This window comes from Thalassotalea sp. 1_MG-2023, from assembly GCF_030546745.1.
In the GTDB taxonomy this organism is placed as follows: Bacteria; Pseudomonadota; Gammaproteobacteria; order Enterobacterales; family Alteromonadaceae; genus Thalassotalea_C.
This window is the reverse complement of sequence record NZ_JAUOPD010000002.1, coordinates 45,915-72,120: the sequence shown is the minus strand read 5'-3', so window position 1 is coordinate 72,120 and position 26,206 is coordinate 45,915. Positions and strand designations below refer to the sequence as shown.

Annotated in this window: 33 protein-coding genes; 18 read left to right on the top strand and 15 right to left on the bottom strand. The window is 38.3% G+C overall.

Features of this window, described 5'->3' with window-relative positions:
- Positions 1-109: 109 nt before the first annotated feature.
- Positions 110-1,114 carry a Gfo/Idh/MocA family protein gene (locus tag Q4489_RS01875; protein ID WP_303476307.1) on the bottom strand — a complete coding sequence of 335 codons (1,005 nt, stop codon included), beginning with the start codon at positions 1,112-1,114 and terminating at the stop codon, positions 110-112.
- A gap of 206 nt (positions 1,115-1,320) precedes the next feature.
- Positions 1,321-3,036 carry a DUF4153 domain-containing protein gene (locus Q4489_RS01870; RefSeq protein ID WP_303476305.1) on the bottom strand — a complete coding sequence of 572 codons (1,716 nt, stop codon included), beginning with the start codon at positions 3,034-3,036 and terminating at the stop codon, positions 1,321-1,323.
- Between the two features lie 233 nt (positions 3,037-3,269).
- Between Q4489_RS01870 and Q4489_RS01865 the strand changes: the two genes are divergently transcribed.
- From Q4489_RS01865 to Q4489_RS01830, 8 genes are all read left to right on the top strand, one after another.
- Positions 3,270-3,785, top strand: a complete 516-nt coding sequence (locus tag Q4489_RS01865; protein ID WP_303476304.1) for a DUF2867 domain-containing protein — start codon at positions 3,270-3,272, stop codon at positions 3,783-3,785.
- A complete protein-coding gene (locus tag Q4489_RS01860) occupies positions 3,782-4,330 on the top strand; it encodes a TetR/AcrR family transcriptional regulator (protein ID WP_303476301.1) in 549 nt (182 codons plus the stop codon). The genes Q4489_RS01865 and Q4489_RS01860 overlap by 4 nt, the downstream gene beginning before the upstream one ends.
- Before the next feature lie 32 nt (positions 4,331-4,362).
- A complete protein-coding gene (locus tag Q4489_RS01855) occupies positions 4,363-4,782 on the top strand; it encodes a DUF6463 family protein (protein ID WP_303476298.1) in 420 nt (139 codons plus the stop codon).
- 220 nt (positions 4,783-5,002) lie between these two features.
- Positions 5,003-5,263 (top strand): hypothetical protein, encoded by a 261-nt coding sequence (locus Q4489_RS01850; RefSeq protein WP_303476295.1) that lies wholly within the window; start codon positions 5,003-5,005, stop codon positions 5,261-5,263.
- A 77-nt stretch (positions 5,264-5,340) separates the two neighbouring features.
- A complete protein-coding gene (locus Q4489_RS01845; RefSeq protein ID WP_303476292.1) occupies positions 5,341-6,054 on the top strand; it encodes a sensor histidine kinase in 714 nt (237 codons plus the stop codon).
- On the top strand, positions 6,047-6,814 hold the full coding sequence (locus Q4489_RS01840; protein WP_303476290.1) for a LytTR family DNA-binding domain-containing protein: 768 nt from the start codon (positions 6,047-6,049) through the stop codon (positions 6,812-6,814). The genes Q4489_RS01845 and Q4489_RS01840 overlap by 8 nt, the downstream gene beginning before the upstream one ends.
- A 518-nt stretch (positions 6,815-7,332) precedes the next feature.
- The gene (locus tag Q4489_RS01835; RefSeq protein ID WP_303476288.1) at positions 7,333-7,899 is read left to right on the top strand and encodes an RNA polymerase sigma factor; all 567 of its coding nucleotides are present in this window, start codon (positions 7,333-7,335) and stop codon (positions 7,897-7,899) included.
- Entirely contained in the window at positions 7,883-8,761 is an 879-nt protein-coding gene (locus Q4489_RS01830) for a hypothetical protein (RefSeq protein ID WP_303476287.1), read from the top strand. Before Q4489_RS01835 ends, Q4489_RS01830 begins: the two co-directional genes overlap by 17 nt.
- A 45-nt stretch (positions 8,762-8,806) precedes the next feature.
- On the opposite strand, the gene Q4489_RS01825 is transcribed toward Q4489_RS01830, so the two are convergent.
- Positions 8,807-9,907 (bottom strand): NAD(P)/FAD-dependent oxidoreductase, encoded by a 1,101-nt coding sequence (locus Q4489_RS01825; protein ID WP_303476285.1) that lies wholly within the window; start codon positions 9,905-9,907, stop codon positions 8,807-8,809.
- Positions 9,908-10,052: 145 nt separating this feature from the next.
- Here Q4489_RS01825 and Q4489_RS01820 point away from each other — a divergent pair, with 145 nt between their 5' ends.
- The gene (locus Q4489_RS01820) at positions 10,053-10,943 is read left to right on the top strand and encodes a S1/P1 nuclease (RefSeq protein WP_303476284.1); all 891 of its coding nucleotides are present in this window, start codon (positions 10,053-10,055) and stop codon (positions 10,941-10,943) included.
- 61 nt (positions 10,944-11,004) lie between these two features.
- Positions 11,005-11,466, top strand: coding sequence for a sigma D regulator (gene rsd, locus Q4489_RS01815; RefSeq protein WP_303476283.1), 462 nt, complete (start codon positions 11,005-11,007; stop codon positions 11,464-11,466).
- 100 nt (positions 11,467-11,566) lie between these two features.
- Here rsd and fkpA read toward each other — a convergent pair whose 3' ends face one another.
- Positions 11,567-12,361, bottom strand: a complete 795-nt coding sequence (gene fkpA / locus Q4489_RS01810) for an FKBP-type peptidyl-prolyl cis-trans isomerase (RefSeq protein WP_303476282.1) — start codon at positions 12,359-12,361, stop codon at positions 11,567-11,569.
- Positions 12,362-12,478: 117 nt separating this feature from the next.
- Here fkpA and Q4489_RS01805 point away from each other — a divergent pair, with 117 nt between their 5' ends.
- Together Q4489_RS01805 and Q4489_RS01800 are read left to right on the top strand one after the other, a co-directional pair.
- On the top strand, positions 12,479-13,465 hold the full coding sequence (locus tag Q4489_RS01805; RefSeq protein WP_303476280.1) for a WD40 repeat domain-containing protein: 987 nt from the start codon (positions 12,479-12,481) through the stop codon (positions 13,463-13,465).
- Positions 13,450-13,689, top strand: coding sequence for a SlyX family protein (locus Q4489_RS01800; protein ID WP_303476279.1), 240 nt, complete (start codon positions 13,450-13,452; stop codon positions 13,687-13,689). Before Q4489_RS01805 ends, Q4489_RS01800 begins: the two co-directional genes overlap by 16 nt.
- A gap of 82 nt (positions 13,690-13,771) precedes the next feature.
- Here the strand turns inward: Q4489_RS01800 and Q4489_RS01795 are convergent, their stop codons facing one another.
- Positions 13,772-13,966 (bottom strand): YheV family putative zinc ribbon protein, encoded by a 195-nt coding sequence (locus Q4489_RS01795; RefSeq protein WP_303476276.1) that lies wholly within the window; start codon positions 13,964-13,966, stop codon positions 13,772-13,774.
- Between the two features lie 105 nt (positions 13,967-14,071).
- Between Q4489_RS01795 and Q4489_RS01790 the strand changes: the two genes are divergently transcribed.
- The 5 genes from Q4489_RS01790 to Q4489_RS01770 all read left to right on the top strand — a co-directional run bounded on the left by Q4489_RS01790 (position 14,072) and on the right by Q4489_RS01770 (position 18,315).
- Positions 14,072-15,964 (top strand): ATP-binding cassette domain-containing protein, encoded by a 1,893-nt coding sequence (locus Q4489_RS01790; RefSeq protein ID WP_303476273.1) that lies wholly within the window; start codon positions 14,072-14,074, stop codon positions 15,962-15,964.
- A 110-nt stretch (positions 15,965-16,074) separates the two neighbouring features.
- Positions 16,075-16,824, top strand: a complete 750-nt coding sequence (locus Q4489_RS01785; RefSeq protein ID WP_303476270.1) for a tetratricopeptide repeat protein — start codon at positions 16,075-16,077, stop codon at positions 16,822-16,824.
- Between the two features lie 137 nt (positions 16,825-16,961).
- Complete coding sequence (locus Q4489_RS01780; protein ID WP_303476267.1) at positions 16,962-17,090, top strand: hypothetical protein; 129 nt, start codon at positions 16,962-16,964, stop codon at positions 17,088-17,090.
- A 171-nt stretch (positions 17,091-17,261) separates the two neighbouring features.
- On the top strand, positions 17,262-17,951 hold the full coding sequence (locus tag Q4489_RS01775; protein WP_303476264.1) for a flagellin: 690 nt from the start codon (positions 17,262-17,264) through the stop codon (positions 17,949-17,951).
- A gap of 121 nt (positions 17,952-18,072) precedes the next feature.
- Positions 18,073-18,315 (top strand): YheU family protein, encoded by a 243-nt coding sequence (locus Q4489_RS01770; protein WP_303476261.1) that lies wholly within the window; start codon positions 18,073-18,075, stop codon positions 18,313-18,315.
- 61 nt (positions 18,316-18,376) lie between these two features.
- On the opposite strand, the gene Q4489_RS01765 is transcribed toward Q4489_RS01770, so the two are convergent.
- The 3 genes from Q4489_RS01765 to nudE are packed head-to-tail and all read right to left on the bottom strand — an operon-like array spanning position 18,377 to position 20,342.
- Positions 18,377-18,946, bottom strand: a complete 570-nt coding sequence (locus tag Q4489_RS01765; RefSeq protein ID WP_303476258.1) for a YceI family protein — start codon at positions 18,944-18,946, stop codon at positions 18,377-18,379.
- A gap of 23 nt (positions 18,947-18,969) precedes the next feature.
- Complete coding sequence (gene cysQ, locus Q4489_RS01760) at positions 18,970-19,788, bottom strand: 3'(2'),5'-bisphosphate nucleotidase CysQ (RefSeq protein WP_303476255.1); 819 nt, start codon at positions 19,786-19,788, stop codon at positions 18,970-18,972.
- Positions 19,785-20,342 (bottom strand): ADP compounds hydrolase NudE, encoded by a 558-nt coding sequence (gene nudE, locus Q4489_RS01755; RefSeq protein WP_303476253.1) that lies wholly within the window; start codon positions 20,340-20,342, stop codon positions 19,785-19,787. The genes cysQ and nudE overlap by 4 nt, the downstream gene beginning before the upstream one ends.
- An 87-nt stretch (positions 20,343-20,429) precedes the next feature.
- On the opposite strand from nudE, the gene yrfG reads away from it, so the two are divergent.
- Complete coding sequence (gene yrfG / locus Q4489_RS01750; RefSeq protein WP_303476250.1) at positions 20,430-21,107, top strand: GMP/IMP nucleotidase; 678 nt, start codon at positions 20,430-20,432, stop codon at positions 21,105-21,107.
- A 3-nt stretch (positions 21,108-21,110) separates the two neighbouring features.
- Here the strand turns inward: yrfG and Q4489_RS01745 are convergent, their stop codons facing one another.
- The 7 genes from Q4489_RS01745 to gspH are packed head-to-tail and all read right to left on the bottom strand — an operon-like array spanning position 21,111 to position 26,198.
- Positions 21,111-21,854 carry a type II secretion system protein N gene (locus Q4489_RS01745; RefSeq protein ID WP_303476247.1) on the bottom strand — a complete coding sequence of 248 codons (744 nt, stop codon included), beginning with the start codon at positions 21,852-21,854 and terminating at the stop codon, positions 21,111-21,113.
- A gap of 2 nt (positions 21,855-21,856) precedes the next feature.
- Positions 21,857-22,324 (bottom strand): type II secretion system protein M, encoded by a 468-nt coding sequence (locus Q4489_RS01740; RefSeq protein WP_303476244.1) that lies wholly within the window; start codon positions 22,322-22,324, stop codon positions 21,857-21,859.
- Complete coding sequence (gspL, locus tag Q4489_RS01735; RefSeq protein WP_303476242.1) at positions 22,321-23,541, bottom strand: type II secretion system protein GspL; 1,221 nt, start codon at positions 23,539-23,541, stop codon at positions 22,321-22,323. Before gspL ends, Q4489_RS01740 begins: the two co-directional genes overlap by 4 nt.
- Positions 23,541-24,515: a type II secretion system minor pseudopilin GspK gene (gene gspK, locus Q4489_RS01730; protein ID WP_303476239.1), complete on the bottom strand. Its 975-nt coding sequence runs from the start codon at positions 24,513-24,515 to the stop codon at positions 23,541-23,543. The genes gspL and gspK overlap by 1 nt, the downstream gene beginning before the upstream one ends.
- Positions 24,512-25,195, bottom strand: a complete 684-nt coding sequence (gene gspJ, locus Q4489_RS01725) for a type II secretion system minor pseudopilin GspJ (protein ID WP_303476236.1) — start codon at positions 25,193-25,195, stop codon at positions 24,512-24,514. The genes gspK and gspJ overlap by 4 nt, the downstream gene beginning before the upstream one ends.
- Entirely contained in the window at positions 25,195-25,590 is a 396-nt protein-coding gene (gene gspI / locus Q4489_RS01720) for a type II secretion system minor pseudopilin GspI (protein WP_303476233.1), read from the bottom strand. Before gspI ends, gspJ begins: the two co-directional genes overlap by 1 nt.
- Positions 25,587-26,198 carry a type II secretion system minor pseudopilin GspH gene (gene gspH, locus Q4489_RS01715; protein ID WP_303476231.1) on the bottom strand — a complete coding sequence of 204 codons (612 nt, stop codon included), beginning with the start codon at positions 26,196-26,198 and terminating at the stop codon, positions 25,587-25,589. The genes gspI and gspH overlap by 4 nt, the downstream gene beginning before the upstream one ends.
- Positions 26,199-26,206 lie beyond the last annotated feature (8 nt).

Sequence of the window (26,206 nt, the reverse complement as noted above, 5' to 3'; positions counted from 1 at the left end):
TTAACAAATATTAAAAACGTTGAGTTTATTCGGGCATTAGTTAGAAATCTGCGTAGAGCAAAAATATACAATCACAACTTTTCAGATTGAATATAAAATGAAATGATCGCTAATTAAGAACTTTTTTAATATTCATTTGGTTATCAGAAGGAAACACAACATTCGTTTGATGTCGTATCTCAGTAAGTATTCTTGCTACAGACAACGATCTTGCGACTTTACCAGCGTCCATTTCACTTGACTGCACCCATTTGGCAAACTCTATCGCTTCGTAATACATAGTATTGTTGTGTTGTTCTTCGGTCAGATCTATTTCAAGCTCTCCTTTTCTGCATAGCAATACTTGCTCCATTTGCGATAGGTTCCTTACTTGAATCGCACCGTTTTCACCTTGTACCTCACTATTAACAAATGAGTTACTCACTTTCGAGTGTGAAATAACAAGAGAGAAGTTAGGATAAACAAAAATGACTTGCCCATTACTATCAACGCCTGAATCTAAAAGATTTGCGGTAGCTTTAATCGATTTTGGTTCACCAAACAATGCAACAGCCGTTGCAACACAATAGTAGCCAATATCCATTATTGAACCATTTGCGAAAGAAGGATTGAACGTATTTGGGTTCTCACCTTCGAGATATTTTGAATAACGGGAAGAATACTGACAATAACTAAAGTGTGCTTGAGTAATCCTACCTAGATTGTCGAGGCTATGTTGAACGACTTTGAAGTTAGGTAAGCACTCTGTAAGAAATGCTTCAAAAAGCACGACTCTATTTTCTTCGGCAACCTTAAACATTTCTTTTGCATGCTGAAAGTTTGCGGCTAGCGGTTTTTCACATATAACGTGTTTGCCAGCTTTTAGCATTTGAACAGATTGCTCAAAATGCAGTGAGTTAGGGCTAGCAATATATACAGCATCTATTTCTGAACAACTCGCTAATTCATCTAGGTTGTTGAAGACAAGCTTTGCATTGTGCTTGGTGGCTAGTGCTTCGGCTTTTTCCGTGCTCCGAGAGTAAATACCCGCGATGTCGAACAAATTAGTATGTTCGATTGCATCTAAAAACTGTTCAGTGATGAAATTAGAGCCTATAGTCGCTATACGAATCATATCTTTAGTTAAATCCTTTATTAGGTTGCTGAGTATTGGCAGCTTTTATCATTTTTTACAAAGAGAGTACTCATCAAATATCCGTTAACTGTATTTAGGGTCAACATTTCATAATAGTAATCGAACCGCTCAAAATGGCTCAATACGGCGTTTGATTTTCAGGGATCTCATAGAAAGTTTCTCGGAATATCAACAAAACGAGCGCGTTAATTAATTGGCGCTTTGAACGTAACATCACCTACTTTTAAGTTGCTCCACTTTGGCTTAATCACTGTCACGTTATTTTCCATGATCTGCTCTTTTAGGTAACGAACTTTAGCAGGATTATGTGAAGGCATATATTTTGATTGCCACTTACCCTCACTATGAAACCATAGGTTTGCTGATGTCGAATAGTTATTTTCTGTGATAATCACAAACTCTGCTTTTTGATCACCATTCAAATCGGTTGCTAAAAAGTAGTAACTATTATTATCAAAACCTGACCATTGGTGTTCAGTAGCTTTATTATAAACGGCTTCAATTAAGTCAGTAGAAAATTCGCTTTCTTGCGGCCAAAAAGTCACTAATGTTTTAAAATTTGCCAGGGTGAAATTTTCTTTACTCCTATGCAAGGTATTAATATACATTCTATCGATAATCGCGACTTTATCGGGGGCAGCGTTATTTAATTCTTTTTTAAGGTTTTGTAATGCTAAATAGCCTTGCCGGCCCAATGAACGACCAAAATACTGATAATCAAAATCTTCGTAGGTGGTTAAGCCTTTATCTAAGCGAGCTAGCTGACTCTTCGCTGATAGGTTTTGAAAATTTAAAACAGGTGAATTAACGAGTAGCATAACAACCAACACGACCATACCCATTGCAATATTAACTTTGCTTAAGGTTTCTAGCCATGCATCGCGTTTTTTCAATATGCCAATTAGATAGCCAAAAGAAAAACACGTAAGTAACAACCAAACCAATAAAGCCCAGCAACGGTCAATCGTTAAACCATATTGTTCAACTCGTAACCACAAACCATAGGCAGCAATAATGCTGTACACGGGCAATAACGCAATGCCAATAAAAATAAGTCGATGAATAAAAGGATGGTAAGGCCTCTCATGCGATTCATCTTGATAAACCGCATTAACAAAAAATAAGGTTAATGCCTGAAGCCACATAACCAACAAGCTTCCAGAGCCTGTTTTCCATAAAGTATTTAGCCCTGTAAAGGGTAATGTTGCTAAAAAACCTAGTGAAACAATCGTTAACGCCGGCAACAAAAATTTGATCAACGTTTGCAAAATAGTCGATATGTTATCAGCGGTATGTGTAATATTTCTAAAAACAATAATAGCAAAACCAAAAGCAAGATTTAGCACGGGTATGACAAACCAATCCTTTCTTAGCAGTTGTTGAAAAAACTCAATTTCTACAACTGCAAATAACCCCGCCCCAAGGTGTAAAATCCCCCAAAAAATGGCGACAAACAGCCAACATTCTCCAAAAATAATAAAATTTCGCCAAGATAAAGAAAACAGTGAGCTATAGGTTATCGGTTGATTTCTCATGTATTGCTGGATATACATCAATGCTTTAAAAGAAGCTAGTAATGCAGTAAAGCCAAATACAACCAGAACACTATCATTATTAACGAATTTTATCGGCTCAAGCTGTAAACCGATATATCCGCCTAAAGTGGATAACAATAGACAAAAGGGTAACAAATATTTTGCTATTTCTTTACCGTTTATTTTTGTGATGCATAAAAAAGTCAACAAAGGAAAACTAATAGCAAAAGTGGCTAACGACGTTAACCATATTGGTTGTGTTGCTGGCCAAACACTTTGTTCAACACTTTGATATAACAGCGTTAATAAAACGCCTTGAATCAAGGCAAGTACGATAATGAATGGTTTAGGTATTTGATTTTCCATATCTACTCTTTATGACAGTGAACACATTCGCTAAGCTATTTAATCACAGGTGAATATTTTTAGTAACGCTTAACAAGAAAATTTGCATTATTAGCACACTATCTTGCCATTCAATATCATCGCACTTTGACTGATCACTTTTAACGATCAAAGGTTTTTATTAAAGAGTTGCATTAACCACACAACCTATTACAATACCATACCGTACGGTATGTTTTTTTTAAACGAGAAAAATGATGATTAACTTATTTTCCGCTATTCAATCAATAAAAGTGCCCGCTGATGATGCATTAATCAGCAAAGCAGTACACCCTTTTTTCAGAGATGCGCTACAAACAAAGGTTTCACAAGTTCAACTTTCTCCTAGCCAGTTGCAATATGCCATTTTTCATTACCTACCTAACTGGGTGAACGGGTTAATGAATTTGCGCAATAAACTCGTGGGAATATTTGGTTTTAAGGTTAATCAAGGTAACTTAATCCCGCAAAGCGATGAGTTAATGGTGGGAGATCAAGCTGGCTTTCTTACTGTTATCGAAAAGTCGCACACTGAAATTATAAGTTACGCAGAAGATAAGCATATGGCTTTTTATCTGAGTATTAAAAAACAAGCAAACACCGTAATTGTTTCAAGCTTAGTGAACCAAAAAACACTACTTGGCCGTATATATGTTAATGCCATTTTGCCCTTTCATTATTTTATTGCGCGTATTGTGATTAACAACGCGATAAAAGCGAATAGAATATGAGTGCTTCCACTAAAAACAGTCAATTAGACTGGCTGACCTTCGCACTTAACGTACTGATTGAAAAAGGGCCTGAACACCTTAGAATAGCTAAACTTTGTGAATTAAAAGGGGTAACAAAAGGTTCTTTTTATCACCATTTTAACAATCGTGCTGTGTTCATTGAATGCCTTATGTCTCATTGGTACGAAACAACGACTCTTTCTTTTATTGAACAAGCAAACACACAAGGCTCTGCTCAAGAAAAGCTACAAAAGCTCGATAGCGTAATTGCCAATAATAATATAGAAGCAGAGAAGCATATTCGTGCTTGGGCGTTAAACGAACCGGCGATCCAAATTTATCTTCAAAAAATAGATAACCAAAGACAACAATATTTGGCGCAATGCTACGTTGAACTAGGCTTAGCACAATCACAAGCGAACGACATTGCGTTAATGGCATATGCTAACTTCTTAGGCATGCAACAAATACACCCCGAACCAAGTATTGAAGATGTACTGAGAATATCGGCTATGGCATCTAAAGCTCTGCTACCACCAATGTAAAAAGTTAACACTAAAGATTAAGGATGAACACAATGAACGTTATGCGATATTCCGGATATTACTTACTTGTCACAGGAATACTTCACAATATCATCGGCTTAAGTTTAGGCTGGTCAAGCTTAATAGCGATGCACAATGATGGTTGGTTTTTTTCAACACTGGTAAATAACCAGATGGCATTTGATCGAGAAGCAATAAGTTGGTTTCTAATCACCGGTTGCTTTTGGGTATTATTTGGTTTGATGTTACAAAAAGCCTTAAATGAAGGTTATTGTCCGCCACTTTCACTGGGCTGGGGTTTTGTGTTTATTGGCGTTATTGTTGCGGTGATTATGCCAATATCAGGAGCATACTTGTTTATCATTCAGGGCGCCATTTTAATCATAGGCACAACAAAGCGTAAACAACCTGATTGCAATGTAACGACCACCCCATCTAGCCAACATAGTTAACATAGTTAACATCAATAAGATAAAGCATTGTTCTAAAATACCCATGTTCAATGCTTGCTTGATTTGTTATACGTGGCTTTAAATAAATGACAAACGGTAGATAACAAAGCGCTATTGCTCGTTATACTGTATAAATAAAGATACTTTTGTAAACAAAGCGGTAGTCCCTGTTATGTCTTTCTCAACGCTATTAGATAAACTTCCCTCAAGGAAAATTTGCTTGGCAAATGCGTTGTTTTGGCTACTACTAAACACATTTGCTGCCTATTACAATTACCGAATGCTGCTTCATTATGACAAACCCGCAGTATACACTGATATTTGGTTGGAATATTTACCTTGGTGGGGAAATTGGGCGCTTATCGCACCACTGGTTTTCGCTTCAACTAGACTAATTCCTTACCATAAAGCACATCTATCAAGCTTCATTTTGCTGAATATACTGGCATCGTTATTGTTATTTTTTTATATTGGTTTTTAACCATTATCGAGGTGGCACTGATCAAGCACGGCGCTGTGAACCTAGAAATTATAAATGAGGCGTATGAACGGTTGCTATTGAGTCCGCTACATATTGATTTTCTTATTTATCTATCTGTATTTTGTACTGGCTACGCCATTACCTATTACACGCGCGCAAAACAACATGCGATCAAAAATGAGCTATTAGCAAAGCAATTGCTTGAAATAGAACTGCAATCATTGCGTTCGCAATTAAACCCACACTTTTTATTTAACACCTTAAATACGGTTGCCAGCTTGATCCGGCTAGATGAAAAAAGCAAAGCAGTAAAAGCATTAAGTGAATTAAGCCAAATGTTAAGAAAAGTATTAGAGAATCAAAATAATCAGCTTATACCTTTACCTCAAGAAATTGAGTTCATCGAGAGTTATCTCACCATTCAAAAAATGCGTTTCGAAAATAAACTACTTACAACTGTTAACTTGTCAGGAAATTTACACGACTGCCAAATACCTTTCATGTTGTTACAGCCCCTAGTTGAAAATGCGGTTCAGCATGGCAGCCAACTAGAAAGTAATCAAAATAAATTAACGTTAAAAATCGCTTGTGATGATAAACAGCTTTCTGTCACGTTAGTCAATAAAATATCAAAAACCGATGAACATCAAGGCTTTGGTATTGGTATCACTAACTGTCGGCAACGTTTGGATAAAATCTATCAACAACGTTATACCCTAAGCCTAAACGAAATAGAAAATGATTATTTCGAAACACGATTAACACTACCAATTGGGGTGCATTATGATTAGTGTTTTAGTTGCAGATGATGAACATTTAGCACGAAAAACCATTCATTACTTGTTACAGAACCAAGCAGACATCAGCGATATTTATTTTGCTGAAAATGGTAATCAAGTAATTGAACTCGCAAAAGAACATCACCCTGATATTATTTTCTTGGATATTCAAATGCCAGGGAAAAACGGGCTACAAGCGGCTGAGTTACTTGAAATAGATGCTGTGATTGTCTTTGCAACGGCGTTTGATCAATATGCTATTAGTGCCTTTGAACTTAACGCAATAGACTACTTACTTAAACCTTTTGATGATGACCGGTTTTACCAGGCATTAGATAAAGCAAAGCGACAAGTTGCAAATAATCAAGTGAGTAACTTAGCGAATATCAATGAACTCATTATTCATTTAAAACAACAGGCAGACTCCCCTTTTAAAACGCAATTGGTGGTCAAAGATCCCGGTAGAATTCGTTTAGTTGATGTTGACGATATTGAATATATTCAAGGCGCTGGCAATTATGCTGATATTCATTTAATCAATGGTGATCACCTATTACACCGAGCTACATTAACGATGTTAGAAACACAACTAAACCCAAAAGAGTTTATTCGTATTCATCGTTCTTCAATTGTAAATCGTCAGTGCGTTCATACATTAACGGCAACAGACACCGGCGACTATATAGTACAATTAAACAGTAAATCGCAGCTTACCTTGAGTCGGCGTAATAAAAATAAGTTAGACACGTTACTTAACCTAAACTCTGTTTAATAAAGACAACGCTAGCCAATGTTTTTCTGCTCCCTTAGGTTTACTTTCATTAGTAATAGGTTAACCGAAAAGCAATCAAAAAAAAGGGGCAACATTGTTGCCCCAAAATTCACTCATTGATATTTGATTTACAACCATGTTGTCAACAAGCTACCTCACAAATTCAAGAATTCAGCTGTCCAAAGAGAATTTCTTAACTGCTCTTGATGCTATGCCACTGCTGTTCGTATTTTAATAATTAATACAACGCTACATAACACCCCTATAGTGACAAATTATGCATACTTTACGAATAATTATTAAATATAATTTATAACTTATTGCATATAAAAGATTTTTTATAATGCTTATGCAACATATTTAATGAACGCAAAACTAAAAATTTATCTAAATAAACAGTTTTGATAAACGACGATAGCGGCTTATATTTATCCCACATTGATTAATAAATAATCTCTTGTAAGAAAAAACCAACTCACAACGTCATACTTATGAGAAGCGAAAAAAGGAGAATGTCGTTGAATAACAAAAACCAAAATGCCGCCATTGCCAAACTGGCACGCGAACATGGACGCTTGGTGTTTCATACAGCTTATCGCTTATTGGGTAACAGTCACTCGGCTGAAGACGTTACTCAAGAAGTGTTTATCAAACTGTTTAAGAAACCAACCAATGCCTTCGACAATATTAAAAATTGGCCGGCTTATCTGAGAACAATGGCTTCATCAGCGGCGATAGATCAAATAAGACGTCGACAAAAATTCGCTGAAGAGCCTATAGATTATTCCACTAATGATGAAATGCAGTTATTTGATAAAACACAGCACAACGCAGACCCGTATAGAGAAATGGCTTTATCTAGGGATATCGAACACTTTAGAAGTGCATTGGCTGAGTTAACAGCACAAGATGCGCACGTATTTTGTTTAAGGCACTTGGAAGAGTTTTCATATCAAGAAATTGCCAAACAATTAGGTATTTCAAATAGCTTAGTAGGCGTTACTTTACATCGCGCTCAGCAAAAACTCTCACAGTTGGTGGGAGAGTCACAATTTTTAGGAGCAGGTTATGAAATCACAGGATAATTTAAGCCCAGAGCTAGAGCATTATATTGCTTCGATAAAAGCAACTTCACCATCTTCTGTTGAAGATGAAAAAATGCAGTTAAAGTTAGACGCAGTCATAAAAGAACAGAGTGAACTAGCTGAACACGTTGAAACTACGGGGAAAAGAAGTCGTAGTATATTAGGTAAGCTTAAACAAAAGCTATCACAAGTATCATTGGTGCCGCTCGGCGGAGCAGTAGCAACGTTAACACTAGGCGTGATCACGTTATTATTATTAAATGGACCACCACGGGTCGCTTTTGCTTCTGTTGTTCAACAATTAGAGAAAATCACTAGCATGCGTTTTGTTTCCGAAATGAAAGCTTTTGACTCAGTATTTTCTCGACTTAAGGTGTACTATCAAGAGCCGGGATTGATACGTGTTGAAACTATTCCACTGACCGAAGGTGGAGAGAATGCTAGTTCAATCAATGTTATCAATACTAAGAAGGGCCAGGGAGTAATATTTTTTCCAGGGCCTAAATTTGCGACGCCATTCAATTTTGATCCAAAGCAAGCTGAAGATTCCCCTAAGGACGATCCCTTGTATTGGTTTACTGCAATAAAGCAATACAAAGGTGATGTTACACAACTCGGTGAACAGGTCATTAATAACAAAACGGCAACGGGTCTTACCTTCAAGGAATCAGGCACGCAAGTGACGTTATGGATTGATCCAAGCACCCAACTTCCGATAAAAATCATTGTTAGTACTGCTGGTGAAAACAATGAAACGGCATTTCAAATGGAAGCCGACGTAGAATTTAATCTCGTGCTTGAGGATCAATTATTTTCACTTGATATCGGTGATAACTACAAACAAAGAAAAGAAAACGAATAGTTTTTTTAATAGCGCCCCATAGAAAATAACGTTTGGGGCGCTTTTTTATAATGTTTTTGCAACGTATTTAGCTAACGCTAAACTAGAGGTCAGCCCAGGAGAGTCAATACCAAATAAATTAACCAATCCAGGAAAACCATGTATTGCAGATGTTTGTACGTAAAAATCTTTAAATCCTTGATGTTCAGACTGCAACTTAGGGCGTATTCCCGCATAAGCAGGTTGTAGCTTATCTTTTTTGACAGCGGGAAAATATGCTTTTATCGCGTGATAAAACTTATCTTGTAAATTCGCTGCTATTGTATAACTTAGCCCGGAAATATATTCGGTATCAGGGCCAAACTTTAATTGGCCGGCAATATCTAACGATGCATGTATACCTAAGCCATGTTGTTGTGGTACGGGGTAAACCAGACGGTTGAAAGGGCTTTTACCACTATAACTAAAATAATGCCCACGACACCAATGTATTTCAGGTATTTTATTTAAAGGGAAATTAGCTGTATTGCTAGCAACATGGGTAGCATGTAATCCTGCACTATTGATCATTACCGGAGTGAGCACATTAGTTGTATCATTTACGCTTTTTAAGGTCAGTTGATAGTTATCATTTACTCTTTCAATAGCTAATAAATTGGTACAGGCTACATAAATACCGTTATTCTTTTCAAAATCAAATAACAGACTTTGCATAAATTGATGCGTATCGATTATACCCGTTGACGGAGACAATAATGCCTTTGTTGCGCTTATGTTTGGTTCTAATTGCTTTGCTTGTTTGGCCGTTTGCCACGCAAGATCATCTACGTTATTTTTTCTCGCTTGCTGCCATAGTTTTGCTAATATCGCTTCTTCGTTTTCTCCTTTTGCTACTAGCAATTTTCCCACACGCTTTACGGGTACAGAAAAGCGTTTACAATGTTCATACAATAAATGCTTACCCTCAACGCAAAGCTTTGCTTTTAAGCTATCTTCAGGGTAATAGATGCCAGCGTGGATCACTTCACTATTACGACTGCTAGTTTCTTCACCAAATGACGTGTTTTTTTCGATAAGCAACACATGTTTATAACGTTGACTTAGCTCCCTAGCAATTGCTAGCCCTACCACGCCCGCACCGATAATCACCGCATCAAATTTTTCCATAGACTCAGCTCAGTCACTTATATTGTTATTGCTAGCCAATACCTTATTTTAGTTTAAGTTCTACTAAAAATTCAGATAATATAAATATCGCACCACCATCTCAAAGCCGTACCGTATGGCAGAATACACACTAAACGAGAAAATCATGTATAAATTATTATTTGGCGCTATTTTACTATTCGCTAGCCATGCTAGTTTTGCCTTAGGTAAACTAGGACATCAGTTAGTATGCCAACTTGCATATGAACAGCTTGCCACATCGACACAACACTCTGTCACAGCGTTATTGAAGCAAGTATCAAAGCAAGATCGATTAGCGATCAATCAATATCTTAGAAAAAAGAAAGATACGCCTTTAACTTTTGCTAACGCCTGTACCTGGGCCGATGCCATTAAGCGCCAACCTGAATATGATAAATACAAATCTTGGCATTATATTAACGTATCAAGAGACAGTAAAAAAATTAGTCAAGACACCTGTCAAAAGCACTGTATAACGCGTGCAATTAAGATCCACAGCGAATTATTGGCTGCTAACAAAACCAATGAGCAAAGTGCGAAAGCACTAATGTTTTTAGGACACTGGTTAGGTGATATTCATCAACCTTTTCATGTCAGCTTTGCGAGTGATTTAGGCGGAAATCGTATCAAAGTTACACCGTTTAAAGGGAGATGCAATAACATACATTGGTATTGGGATGAGTGTTTGTTGTATCCGTCGCCACGTTCTAAAGAAGCACTGACAACTTACTGGTTAAGTCGTCTTAACACGCTTATGCCAAATAACATAAAAAAACAATGGCAGCTATCAAGCGAATTCGACTGGGCCAATGAATCATTAGCCATTGTGACGAGTAAAGAAATTGGCTATTGTCAGTTTCATGATGGGCATTGCCAAAAAAATAACAATGTACCTTTTGTGATCACTGAACGGTACCACTTAGCTCAACAACAACAGTTAGCAACACGCATGGCGCAGGCAGCAACACGCTTAGCTGCACGATTAACTGAAGTACTCAACTCAAAAAACAGTTGATTTTTTAACCGCTTCACACATACTAGATCGACGTTAATTCTGTCAATTACAGGGATGTTTTATGCTTACAAAACTGGAACAAAGTAAACAACGTTGGGGCGGACAAAGCCAAATCATTGATAATTGGCTACAAGAACGACAAGCAGTGTTAGTGGCGTATTGCGACCTAATAGGCTTGCAAAATAATGATTCTATCGCACATAAAACACCTGAAAAAAGAAAAATTCAACGCTTCTGCCAATTATTGATGGATTACATATCAGCCAGTCATTTTGAAATTTTTCATGATGTGATAGAGCAATGCCAAAAAAAAGGGCCTGTAGATAAACAAAAAGCCGAAAAGATTTTTCCTACACTGAACAAATCAACAGACTTAGCACTTGCCTTTAATGATCAATTTGCAGAAGCAACCAAGACCAAGTTGCCCGATAATTTTGATTTGCAACTTGCCACATTAGGCAGAGCGATGGAAGACAGGTTTAATCAAGAAGATCAATTACTCGCAATGTTGCATCGATATTAGCTGAGCACAATAAGTACTATTTTATGGGTTAAAGTAATTAACAGAGACAAAAAAGCTTGGTATATACCAAGCTTTTTTTATTTAACTGACTTATTTTTACTTAGTGAGCGTGGCCGTGACCTTCTTCACCTTCTGAATTGGCTTCTTTTTCTGCTGCCGCTTCTTCTGCTGTTTTAAAGTCAATTAATTCAACCACAAAATTAAGTACTGCGTTAGCTGGAATTTGAGGAGGTCTACCCTGTGGGCCATAAGCTAAATCACTTGGAATAGTAAAGTTATACTTTGCGCCTTTTGACATTAATTGAACACCTTCTGTCCAACCTGCAATAACACCGTTTAACGGAAATTCAATTGGAGCATTGCGCTTATAAGAGCTATCAAACTCAGTACCGTCCATTAACGTACCTTGGTAATGTACTTTTACCACATCTGTTGCATTTGGTTTGGCACCTTCACCTTCTTCAACAACCTTGTACTGTAAACCAGACTCAGTCACTACTACGCCTTCTTTTTCTGCATTTTCAGCTAAATACGCTGCGCCTTTTTCTAATGCTTCACTTGCTTGCTTTTCTGTTTGTGCTTGTTGTTTTTCACGCATTGTTTTTTCTAGATTCATCATTAATGCTTGAACTTCTTCTTGTTCAATTGCTGATTTACCCGCAAGGCTATCTTCTATGCCACGTAAAATTAATGATTGGTCTAACGTTAACCCTAACGTTTCTTGTTGTTCTAAGTTTCGCTGAGTGAACATACCAATTGAAGTACCTAGTGCATAAGCTTGTTTTTGCACTTCAGTATCTAATACGACTGGAGCTTGCTCTTCTTTTTTCGCTTCTTGACACCCTACCACTGAAATTAACGCCAGTGCTACAACCGTAGGTTTAAATAGTTTCATTGAATTCTCCATTGATGCGGTTCACATTAATATACAACCGCAATTATTGCTGTGACATACACATACGTTAAAAAAGAACATATACTAACGATAAATGCAGGTAGAAAAAAGCCCTTAATGAATATAGCCAAATTCTCAATACCATATATGCTGTTATTCGCGCTAATTTTAGTCGGATGCCAACCCGCTAGCGATGAACCCATTCAACGATGGCAGCACGCAGCTAGTGGTGCTTATGCGGCTAACATTTCGGATGATGCGAGCCTAAGCGTTGTCAGTTCAGTGCATCATGGCATTAGTTTATGGAACTTAAAAAACAACGCATTACTTTTTCAGTGGTCTCAACAACAAGACTCAGCCGACAACTTAGTCTTATCGTTAGACATTGCGCATGATAATAGCCACGTATTAACCGCAAGTCGGCAAAATTTCTCGTTATGGAATGTAAAATCAGGTAAATCTGAAGGTTTCTGGCAAATAGACGGTTCAACTATTCGTGATGTTGCATTGTCAAATAATGGCAAAAATATCTTAATAGGTAAAAGTGATGGAACCGTGGTTCACTTTACGCCATCAACAGGTCGCCGCATCGAGTTTCTAGGTCACCAAGAGAAAGTGAATACGGTTGATATGTTACCAAACGGTCGTATCGCCTTGTCAGGTTCGAATGACTTTGTCGCTTATGTATGGGATACCCAAACGGGACAAGTTATTTACCGCTTTAACCATCCAAGCCGTGTCACTATGGTAGCGATTGACCCATACGGTCGTTACGCTTTTACTGCAGACAGTAAAAAATCCGCTAATTTATGGGATCTTAAAACAGGTAAGCTCATTAGCCAATTACAATATTCAAATAGACAAGAAGTATTTAGCACGGTGCAATTTTCAAAAGATGGTCATTTACTCGTTACTGGTGCCCCGTCACGCAAAGTAAGTATTTGGCGTATTAAAGATGGAGAGCGCTTAACAAGTTGGCGTGTAACGCCAAAAGATGATAATTATCCCGCTAGTGCCGTTGTGTACAGTGTCGCATTTAGCGATAATAACCATATTATCACCGAATCATCTTCAGGATATGCAGAATTATGGCAAACCAAGTAGCAGAAGATATAATCAAGCAATTAGAACAGAGCATTGAAGCGCTCGAATCGCGTAATGCTTTTCAAGACGATGTTATAGAACAACTCAGCCAAGAACTTACCGTGCATCAAGAAGAACTGTCAGCGTTAAAAGAACAAATAAAACTCTTAGTAAACCGTGTGAAGAATCAGCAAGCGCCATCATTAATGAGCCTAGAGGATGAGCCACCTCCTCCTCATTACTAACGTCATAAAGACTAAAGTTTTGCAGTAGCGGCTAATTATTGTTGCTCAGTACTTTTCCGAACATCGGTACCTTTGTGAGTCACTAAGGCTTAAAAACGCCAATAACCTGTTCATTGCTTCTAATGTCTTTTTCTACGTGTTCTTCAGGCTGACTCATTTGGTAGCCACACTTAACACAAGAAACTTTCTCAACATCATGTTCTTTAGACAATGCCATTGTATCTAGGGCATGACATTTTGGACAACTGGCTCCCGCTATAAATCTTTTTTTACTCATCTTTCTTTTCATTTCACGACTGAGATAAATTACCTATATTTTACCTTGAATTACACGTGCAGGAAAAGCGACAATACGCAGGTTATCCATTAATTAGGTTGTATCATGATCACAGCGATAGAGTTAAGCTTGCACCGAGGGGTAAAAAGTTTAATTGAATCATCAAGTTTTACCATTCATCCAAACCATAAAGTTGGTTTGGTTGGCGCAAATGGCTGTGGTAAATCATCACTTTTTTCAGCCTTTTTAGGCAAGCTTTCACCAGACGCTGGCGACTTAAGTGTTCCTAGTCAATGGAAAATAGCCACGGTAAAACAAGAAACCCCAGCGTTAGATTGTTCAGCGTTAGAATATGTTATTGATGGCGACACCGAGTACCGAGCCTTTGAAGCGGAGCTTAATTCAGCCCGCGAGCATAACGATGGCAACAAAGAAGCGACCATTATTAACCAAATTGATAGTATCGGCGGTTACAGTTTACCGGCACGCGCTGGTGAGCTACTCCACGGCTTAGGCTTTTTACCCGAGCAACTCGCATTGCCAGTTAAAGAGTTCTCTGGTGGTTGGCGAATGCGCTTAAACTTAGCACAAGCCCTTATTAGCCGTTGTGACTTGTTATTACTTGATGAACCGACCAACCATTTAGACTTAGATGCCGTTATTTGGCTACAAAATTGGTTAAAGCGATTTGATGGCACCTTAATACTTATTTCCCATGATCGCGATTTTTTAGACGATGTTATTGGGCAAATACTGCACATTGAACGTCAAAAAGCCAAACTGTACTCAGGTAATTACACCGCTTTTGAACGCCAGCGTGCTGAACAACTCGCTCAACAAGATGCGCAATTTCAAAAGCAACAAAAAGAAGTTGAACACCTAACCGCCTTTGTCGATCGTTTTCGTGCTAAAGCAAGTAAAGCAAAACAAGCGCAAAGCCGTTTAAAACGATTGCAAAAATTGCCAGACTTAGCACCCGCTCATGTTGACACTCCTTTTAGCTTTAGCTTTAAAAAGCCTGATTATATGCCATACCCACTACTGTCAATTGAAAAGGCAGCCTGTGGCTACGACCAAAATACGATTATTCTTAATGAAACCAATATTTCTTTAGTGCCGGGTAGCCGAATTGGCTTATTAGGCCGTAATGGCGCAGGTAAGTCGACGCTAATTAAATCATTAGCTGGTGATATTGCCTTAATAAGCGGTGAAAGATATCGCGCTCAAGAATTACGAATTGGTTACTTCTCTCAGCATCAGCTTGAACAACTTCATATGTCCTCTACCGCAATAGAGCACATATTACGGGCTAAACCGACCATGACAGATCTAGAAGCTAGAGGCTACCTTGGCCGCTTTGGTTTCAGTGGCGACCAAGCACTTGCTGTTGTTAACACAATGTCTGGAGGTGAAAAAGCACGTCTTGTACTTGCACTTATTGTGCTTGAAAAGCCGCAATTATTGTTACTTGATGAGCCGACCAACCATTTAGACTTAGAAATGCGTCAAGCGTTGGTATTAGCATTACAAGACTTTAATGGGGCGATTATTCTTATTGCCCATGACCGTTATTTGCTTGAATCTTGTGTCGATGAATTTTATTTAGTTGCTGACGGCAAGGTTACTGAGTTTAATGGCGATATTGATGATTATCAAAAATGGCTAAATGACGAGAAAAAAACCAATACCAAAACAGTAAAAAACGAAGCTACCTTCGATAAAAAGCAACATAGACAACAACAAGCCGAGTTACGAAAAAAAGCTGCTCCACTAAAAAAGCAAGCGCAAAAGCTTGAAAATACGCTTAGTAATACACAAAACCAATTAGACGATGTGGAGGCAATTCTTGCCGAGAGCGATATTTATCAACCTGAAAACAAACAAAAACTTACAAAATTATTAAAAGAACAAAGTCAGTTAAAGGCTAATATTGAAAGCTACGAGATGGAATGGTTAGCTCTTGAAGAAGAAATTGAAAAAATAATGGCTGAACAATAAGTCATCTTAAAAATACATTGCTACACTTACTAGAGTACGTGAGCCTTGCTGTTACATTTTCGCTCATGCTAAACACGCTCTGATTAATAACAAACCAGAAAGGATGTTTTATGAAAAGATTTATGTCATTAGTTACAATTATGATAATTGCTTGTAGCACAAGCTTGAGTGCCAACTCAGCAGATTTAGATAAAGGTATTTTCGAATTGAACCGTGGCGAATTTAAACGCGCAATGGAAGAATTTAAACCATTGGTTGAAACAGGATACGCCCCCGCACAATACCAAATGGCATTAATTTATCAAAACGGTTGGGGGTTACCAAAGAACAAAGAAAAAGCACTTGAATTAATGTCGATGGCTGCAGAGCAAAATTATGCTGACGCACTGTTTTCACTATCAGTGTTGTATTCAGAAGGAGAGGTTGTTGAAAAAGATTTAGAAAAAGCATTTCAACTCATGGAAAAAGCCGCTAAAAAAGAAATCGCAAGCGCGCAATTTAATGTGGGTGTTATGTACGCTAACGGAACCGGCGTTAATAAAGATTTTTATCAAGCGGCTCAATGGTATAAAAAAGCAGCACGACAAAACTTTGTACTCGCCCAATTTAACTTAGCAGGCTTGTACTTTGACGGAAATGGCGTTGAACAAAGCTTAGAGCAATCATACCTTTGGAACTATATAGCAGCTAAAAGTGGTTATGTTCCAGCACAAAAAAGCCGAGACATGGACGAACATAAACTCAGTGTTAAACAAATTCAAGAAACCAGAGAAAAAGCAGAAGCACTATACGCGAACCTAGTAGAGCAGCAAGAACTCAAAGCAAAAGCACGTGCAGCAAGCAACCAACTATTTAACTAATTCATTCATGTTTATGTCACCTACACATTATAAAATATGTAGGTGACACTCGCCCATTTTTTGATCCACGTCATAACATGCTTCTTTCATTAATTTAAAATAGCGTTGAAATCGTTATTTCAGTTAAGGAACAAGTTATGAACTTTTTTACCATGTTATTCAATGACCCTGTTGTCTACATTTCAATTATTGGTTTAAGTGTGGTGCTAGGTATTTGTGGCTTTTATGTCTATTTTTTCATAAAAAACATTGAACAAAATAATTAGATAATTACAAAAAAATTATCACTTTCCGGCAATATTTTCTTTTTTGTGCTGTTATTCAGAATTTCGCATGCCAGTTTATTGTGCGTAAAGTAGGCAATAAAACGCTGCCTTTGCTATACTGAACCAGTATTATTGTGATGAACGAAACACATTCTAGAAAAGGTTATTGTGATGGAGCTATCAGTTAACAATACATCTAATGCGTTGAGTATTATTGAGCGCACACAACAAGATCGTGAAGAAAAAAACGAAAAATTAGCCTCTGGTAAAAGCATAAATAGTGCTGCCGACGATGCCGCTGGCTTACAAATTAGTAGTCGACTGACCTCGCAAGTAAACAACGATCAACAACTCAACGTTAATGCGCAGGATCAGGTTAACCTCAATAATGTGCAAACCGGTCAACTTTCTTCAATTACTGAGAGTTTACAACGTGCGAATGTATTATCAATTCAATCTGGTAATCCTTTATCTGATAATAACGCGATTCAAGGTGAGCTCGATCAGTTAACAGAACAAATTAATACCCTTGCTGATAAAGCATTAGGTAATGGCAATTTTGTCTCCGGTTTAGACGCGAACAACCCGCAAGCGACTCAACAATCAATAGAGTCAGCTTTGTCTACCATTTCTAACAACGCCACAACATTAGGGGCTGAAAATAGTGCGCTAGCTGGGCAAGTAAGCACGTACGAAGCAACACAAGTTAATGTAAGCGCAGCCAGATCTCGTATTGAAGATACCGACTATGGGCAAACGAGTAGTGAGCAACAGCAGGTTAATATCCAACTACAGGCCTCAGTACTCAATAAAAAAGATGAAGAGGCGCGTAAAGGGTTACTTATCAACCAATTGGTTTAAATACCATTCAAAGTGATCATTTATTTAATCACAGTGGTAATAAGACCAATTGCTATGACTATTTGGGTTAAACAGGTCAATTCAGTTACACTACTGTGCCTAGCCATTAATTAACACGTTTATGATCATTCCTTTAGATGCTATCGACTCAGACACACTTAATAATATAATTGAAGCATTCATCTTGCGTGAAGGTACCGATTATGGTGCACAAGAAGCGAGTATGCAGGAAAAAATAGCGATGGTAAAAATGCAGCTTCAACAAGGAAAAGCCGTTTTGGTCTATTCTGAGCTACACCAGAACGTTAACATTTTACCGGCAAAACAGTTTAATCAAGTACCTTCGTCATCCGATGATTATTAAATCGGTAGCAGGGATAAATTATGCACGTCAATATCATCCATAACTAATCCCCGAGTTTGACCTATCGAGTAAAGCTTAAGGTAAACACAACAGGAACCGTATGGCTTATACTTGGTAAGCCTGCTAACTCTTGCAATTTATTGATGCCTTTTACAAGTGCAAAATCTTGCGCTTTTATCAAAATAGGCGCTACGCTTGTGACCACAACTTTATTTTTCGCTAAACGGCTAACATTCACCTGTGCTGTAATTTTTTGTTTATTATCATGTAACGCCATTTCACCTGTTAAGGTTAACGGTTTGATCTCGCCCATTTTCAGCTTCGAGAGAAATTCAGGCGATATTTTGCTAGTGAACGTTGCTTTAGGAAACATTTTCGTCGCAAATAAATGCTCTCCCATACGTTGATCACGAATCGGTATATTTGTATTGACGCTCGCGAGATCGATAGTTAGCTCAACAGCTCCTGTATTTGAAATATTGGCAGTCAATGCGCCAAAATTATGATTTTCAGCAATATGTTCTTTTTTAATCGAAGTGAAAATTAACGATGATTCCTCGGTATTTAGCTGCCAATCAGCCATTGCGGGAAACATCAGTAAACTCGCTAATACGGTAATTATTTTTTTCATATGCATAAATCCTTCTTGGTAAATTATCGGCGTGCTTGATGTGGAATAATCACATCTTGCCATGGAATGTCGTTCGACCCCAATGAGATGAAGTCAGGATTTAACAAGCTATCTCGCCTGTTATAAGTCAAGGGGTTAAATTCACTATCAAGAATAGTACCACCCGCTTGCTCTAAGATACATTGGCTCGCTCCTGTATCCCATTCACCTGTTGGGCCAATTCTTAAGTAACAGTCTGCGCCACCTTCAGCTATTAAACAATTTTTTAATGAGCAACTTCCCAATGCAATATGTTGGTATGAAAAGTTATCGCGTAGGTATTGCCCCATAACATTTAATTTTTGTCGACGGCTTACCGCCACATTGATTTCTCGCTCACCATCGTATCGTGCCACATTAATTTTTTCAGTACCCTTTACCTGTTCTTTATAAGCACCTGCTCCTTTTTGTCCAAAGTAAGTCATTCGGTGATCGGGTGCGTGAATAACACCTATAACAGGTTTACCTTGTTCAATAAGAGCAACATTTACCGCAAAGTCGCCACTTCCGATAATAAACTCACCTGTACCATCAATCGGATCAAGCAACCAATAACGGCTCCAACCTTTACGTTTATCAAAGGGTAATGCGCCAACTTCTTCAGAGATAATAGGAATGTCAGGTGTTAATCTTGATAGTTCAGCCATCAGTACATCATTCGCTGCAATATCGGCACTTGTTACCGGGCTGTTATCTTTTTTCATTTCGGCAGTGAAATCACCTCGAGTATAATGTTTAAGCACTTCTACTCCAGCTTTTTTGCTACTATCAATCGCAATTGCTAATAGTGATTCTAAATTCATCCACCATTCCTTAATTTATCAACTAGTAACATGAGTGCCGCAATACTACGAGCCTCATTGAAATCTTCACGTGCGAGTAAATCAACATAATCGTCAACAGGCCAATGTATTAACTCCATCGGCTCGGGTTCATCACCAGGTAACGTTTGTGGATATAAGTCTTTAGCAATAAATATTTCCATCGTACCGCCGAAGAAAGCCGGTGCCATTGCAACGGTATGCAAAGGTATCAATTGTTTGGCGCCAAATCCCACTTCTTCTTTTAATTCACGATTCGCAGCTTCTATGGCAGTTTCCCCCGGATCAATTAACCCTTTTGGAAAACCAAGTTCATAGCTGTGAGTGCCTGCACAATACTCTTTAACCAATAATAAACCGTTATCTTTAGTCAGTGATACTATCATCACTGAGCCTCGCCCAGAACCTTCCATTCGTTCATAGACTCTTTCTGCACCATTACTAAAGGTCAGTTCTAACTGCTCTATAGAAAAGAGTAAACTTTTGGCGATTGACGTACGCTTATTAATGTTTGGCAGTTGTTTATTTTTTGACATTATCACCAGAGTTGCCGTTATTATTTGGCAATGACCCTACAAGATTCGATATACTCCTATGATAAAGTGTTTTACTAGGAAAAATCTATGATAGATTGGTCAAAAATATCTACTGTGTTGTTAGATATGGACGGGACGATATTAGATCTACACTATGACAACCATTTTTGGTTAACACATTTGCCTAAACGCATCAGTGAACAACAAAATATTAGTGTAGAAGAAGCAACAAATTCGATGCTGGCTCATTACGAAAAAGTATCAGGAACGCTTTCTTGGTATTGTATTGACTATTGGGCAGAGCAAACCAATATGCCAATCAACGAATTAAAACGCGAAGTGCAGCATTTGATTAATCTTCGTGAAGATGCACACGACTTTCTTACGGCACTTAAACAAACGGGTCGAGAAGTTATATTGGTAACGAACGCTCACCCTGATAGCCTTGCCCTTAAAATAGAGCGTACGCAACTAGACCGGTATTTTGATACGCTATATTCAACACATGAGTTTGGTGTCACTAAAGAATCACAATCTTTATGGCAAAAATTACAAGCTAAACAAGATTTTGATGTAAATACCACCTTGTTTGTTGATGACAGTTTACCGATACTCACTTCAGCACAAACATTTGGTATTAAACATATACTTGCGGTTGCAAACCCTGATAGCAAGCTACCCGTCAAAAATATTGTCGAATTTCCCGCCGTCAGTGACTATCGCACCATGCTTAGCGATATTTACGATAATCCGGTAGTTCGCTAACCTTTAAAAGCGCAGAGGAAAACGTCCTTGGCTATCTTGTTTACTGACCATAGGTAAAACTTGCATGATCGCTTTCGGCGTTTTACTCGTGGGCGCTATATACCCATTACCATAAGCATAGCCATTCGCACCAATATTTACCGTAAAGGTTAAACCTATATCGTTATCACCGTTAACATTCAAAACAGCTTCGCCCTGTTGACAACTCAGCTCACCTGTTAAATCACCTAGCGTAACTTTCTGCGCTAACACCGTTACAGCGGCATTTGGCCAAGTCACACTACCGCTTAACTGTTGGCAAACTGGTTTAGCCGCTTGAAATTTTTCTATATTCACGTTGATGTAGCGATGGGCTGACACTGCTACTGGTGTAGGAATATGTTTTGCAATTAATGCCGCAGGTAAATTCATTTCAACATTGGAAATAATCGGTTGTGAGAATAAGTGTGATACAGAAGCAAAGCCATCTATTGGGCTCAAATTAGGATCGCCAAACGTAACATCAATTGTAGGATTAAAACTAAGCAATGATAGAAATCTCACATTAAGGTTAATTTTTTCTATGCGCGTACCATTGACCGTAACACTTCCTATTTTAGGTTGCCAAATAGAGCCTTGTATATCAGTCACTGAAATATGTGGTGGTATTGTCACCCAATTAGCAACAAAAGCTGCTGGTAGTTTTATCAATAAAAAACATAAATAAAGAGCAATGACAACCGCTCCTAACGTTAACCATTTTTTCACTATCACCTTCCTAACTGTAAGCGCTTGACCGCTACACTTCCTGAAACATTATCTTGGCTAATATCTATATTAATCACTTTCACGCCATGCTCTTTCGATAATCTTGATAACCAAGTTAGCAAGTCATTAAAGTTAATGTTATCAACCCATACTAGCACTCCACCGGACTGCGGTTGTAAGCGAGCAATCACTATTTGTTGCTGTTGTGCAGTACGATTAACAATACTGGCTAAACTCGTGTTTTGCGAACTGTTTGGTTGTGCTTTCTGAAACTGTGCTATACGAGCAGTTTCTTCTTCAACCCATGATAACAGGGCTTGTTGTCGCTCAAGCTTTTGTTCAGCTTTACTCACCCCATTTGTTAAGGGTTGCCACACTAATTGATAAAAAACAAAAATACATAAAACAGAGCCTAAGGCTGCAACTAATCGTTGCTCTCTTAGTTGTAAATTCACCCACCACTCTTTCATGAGTTTCCTCCGCTTTTTGCTTTAATGCTAATAGCACCGGTCACGCTTGTTCCCTGATTATTTAATGCTCCTTGTGAAACAGTAAAATTAGGTGCTAACGCTGCATTAAACTTTTCAAAGTCTTGATAGCCTTTTGCCGTTGCTTGCATGCGCAATTCTTTGCGTTTGCCATCATACCTCAAGTTTTCAGGCTTCAAAGTCGGCACTTGTGCAAATACTGGTTGAAGTTGCATCAACAAGGCGAGAAAGTCTCCGTTGTTGTCAACGCCTTGAATAGTGGAAAGTTGTCTGCGCAATTGCGACTTCACTGTGGCAATACGTACCCGTTGTGTTTGCGGGAAAGCGTGTTTGTAACGTTCAATAACACTTGTTTCTACTGCTGCAATTTGCGAGTTTAACTGCATTAAAGTAATCGCTTTACCTGCAACATTTAGCACTAATGCCAACAATGCTATACCCGCTACTAATCCCCATGTTTTAGCCAATGAAGAACGCTCTTTCTTAGCTGCATATTCTCCTTGAAGCATGGTAAAGTTTCGGGTATCCAAATGCTGTGCCATTAATGCTAACGGCAACTCTTCGGGTAGATAATTAATGTCTATATTATCAGCTTGATGTGGTATGGGTGAAAATGCATCAATAGCAATATTCTCATCTGCATTTAACCAAATACTCAGCATGTGCGGCCATAACGGCTCATCAATGGTGCAACCTTGCCATTGCCCCTTTCTGATAATCACTTGATTACCTAATGCAATCGTTTGCCATCTATCATCAGCTGGCGGCATTGCCAAAACTTCAGGAATAACAAAGTCAGCCTGAATAGAAGCGGTAGCTAACTGCGTTAGCCAGTGGGTCATTTTGTATTTTTCAACAAACGCTAATGGACAATTCCCTTCTGCAGAAGAAAAGTTTGCATAAGCAAAAAATAATGAATCAACATCTTGCGCAACATCATCTTCTATCACGAAAGGCGCTGCAAGTTGCATAGCTTTTTTCGATTTCGCCGGCACGTTAAGTTGCTTAAGTGTTACATCGCTACTAGGCAATATCACTACGACTTCTCGATGCACTGCTTTTGTGCTTAATTCACTTAAATGAGAGATTGTTGCAAGTTCGCCGCTTGCAATAATATGTTCTTCAGACTTCGACCAAACCAACCAATGCACTTTGTCGGTATCTTGGCTCGCAAGTCGTATTATTAATTGTTCTGCCATCAATCACGTCCTATCGTGCGACTAATCACCTTAATTTGATTGTCTTCATTTACTTGCATCATTGATTGTAGATAAAAGTAACTTTGGTTAAATGTTGCTACAGTCCTTAGTGTAAAGTATTGGCTGTCAACTACAAACTGTTGTTTCTGTGCTTCGGTTATCTTTAATTTATTCACTTCAGGTAAATTAAAAAAAGCATCGATATTGTCAAAACCGTTAATATCTCTTGCCGATAAAATCTGTTGGGCTTCACTTTTCGAAATATCCAGCAAAGCTTGCAGTAGTTCGGGTTGTTCATCTGATACGGTATTAATATTAATTTGGTGTAAATCAGTATTAGGTAATACACAAACATATGGCTTTAAAGCAGTGATAACATCTTTAGTAAAGTGTTCAATAACACGTAATTCATTCACACTAGCAAGATAATAGTTGGCGGGTAAGTATGGAAATTCTTTTGCCGAATAATCGTTATCTTCTGCACCACCTGCACTAACAATACTGGTATCACTGTCTAACCAGTCTGATAACGCATCTGCCATATACTCCGCGGAAAATACATCAACGCCTTCAATATTCAATGCAATAATCAGCGCTTCAAATGCTGCACGAGCTGGAGTTTTTTCGCGTGTAATGTTTTCTGTTACTCGCAGCGCGTTTAGATTTAAACATGCCTGTAAATCTGAAATTTCTCCAGTGATTTCACCGTAATCAACTGGGTAAGTGCTTTCTTCTTGCGCCCAAATTTGAGCTAGTGTTGTTTTATCTGGTGTCTCTTCAAAGCTGGTTTTTAATACTCTTTTAGCAAAAGCTTCTGCTCCCATTGCATACCAATAAGCTTGTTGATTAAAGCTTACATTTGCCGATTTTTTCACTGCGATCTGCACTTTAGCCAGCATGTGTGTAGCGATAGTTGCAGCGAGTGCTACCACCAACATCACAGTGATAAGGGCAATACCTTTGTTTAGTTTCATTGGCTAACCCTTTGTGGTCCATCAATGATAGCTTGTTCGTTTTCTGTTCCCGTTGTTGTGTTGCTGTTATCGTTAAAAGGCGCGGAAATAATGAGAAACTTACGTGTTAATTCACCTAAATCTTCTGTGTCGATAATAATCGTAATGGCTTCGGGCCATTGATTTTCAGTTAAACTATCTTGCCATTTTTTATCGACAAAAAATTGTACTTTCAAATCCGTTACGTCATGTATTAGCGGCCTAATGATGGGCTCTTCACCAATCACAGGATCAACAAAGTTAAAATGCATACGTTCTAAGGTGTTTTCTCGAATGCGATAAGCAATAGGTTGCATATCTGAGCGGGGTAAGATTAAATTTGGATTACTCCAGCCACCTCGAACAAATGCAATTGCCTGTTCACTTAACATCAGGTCGCCATTATCGACATAAAAAAAGCCTGTTTGTGGCGCTTCACCTTCAACGCGAACTGAACGTCTGGCGACTTGCAATAAATCTCGTTCAATGATGATCCATGCGCGTTGTATTTCATTAAGCCTATTTTGTTTTTGCTCTGCACCTTCTTTTGTACGGATCACGCCATCTAAAATACTAAAACTAGCAATACTAATTACCGCAAATATTGCTGTCGCTAGTAACACTTCAATTAAGGTAAAGCCACCAAGGCCAAGTCGTTTCATTAACGATTTTCCTTAGCAACGAAGGTTGTCAGGCTTGCTAATGCCAATGAAGCTTTTTCATCACTACGTACTTCAATGGTAATGCTGCGCATTTCTTTATCAGTAGTTGCCTCAACCTTTTGTTGCCAATGCCACTGCCTACCTGCTAAATCAACGTTGCCTTTTTTGTTCTTCGGCGGCCATTGCTCATCTAACGTTGCTTCCACCAATTGGTTAGAAGCTACCCACTGAGCAACCATATTATTTTCGATATGATTTAAACTTGAAAAATGGGTATCCGACGTACTCAATAACGCAACACCTGCAAGCGCAAATACTGACAAAGCCAGTAACACTTCAATTAAGGTAAAGCCTGCTACTTTCAGCTTTCTGCGTATCGACAAACTATACGTCATTCGTTGTTTCGCACCTGCGCTTGCTGCTCAAGAGTGACAGGCGCATAAAATTTGCCAATCACATTGATACTGAATGCTTCACTACTTTGTTCTGTTGTCGCAAATGTAGCTTTAAAAGGAGTAATCTCGCCACCTGTTAATAAATACACTTGAGGAATATGAATTTTTTGTTCTTTGTCGAGTGCATCTTCCATTGCTGACAGTTGATCTTCATCAGGAATGAATAATTCACGATCAACAAGGGTGCTTTCCTCAGGCGCTAAGCCATCAAACGATAATGACATAGTAATATTGTCAGCCAAGGTGTAACGTTCGAATGTTTTTTCATTTGGTAGGCTCGTCCACCGAGAACCATCATAACCAAGAAATTGATAGCTGTTATCTTCAACATAAAGCCCTATCTCAATATTATTTAATAGACCAAAATCTGCAGCTAAATTAAAAATGCCGGCAAATCTTGTGGCTTCTTCTGTCACTTGTTGTTCAGATTTATTCGAAAAGAAATTAATTTGTACTGCGGCAACCATAAAACCGATCACCACAATCACCATTAATATTTCAATTAAGGTAAAGCCTTTAATGTGCGAAGAGCGTTGCTGAATTAACATAATATTAA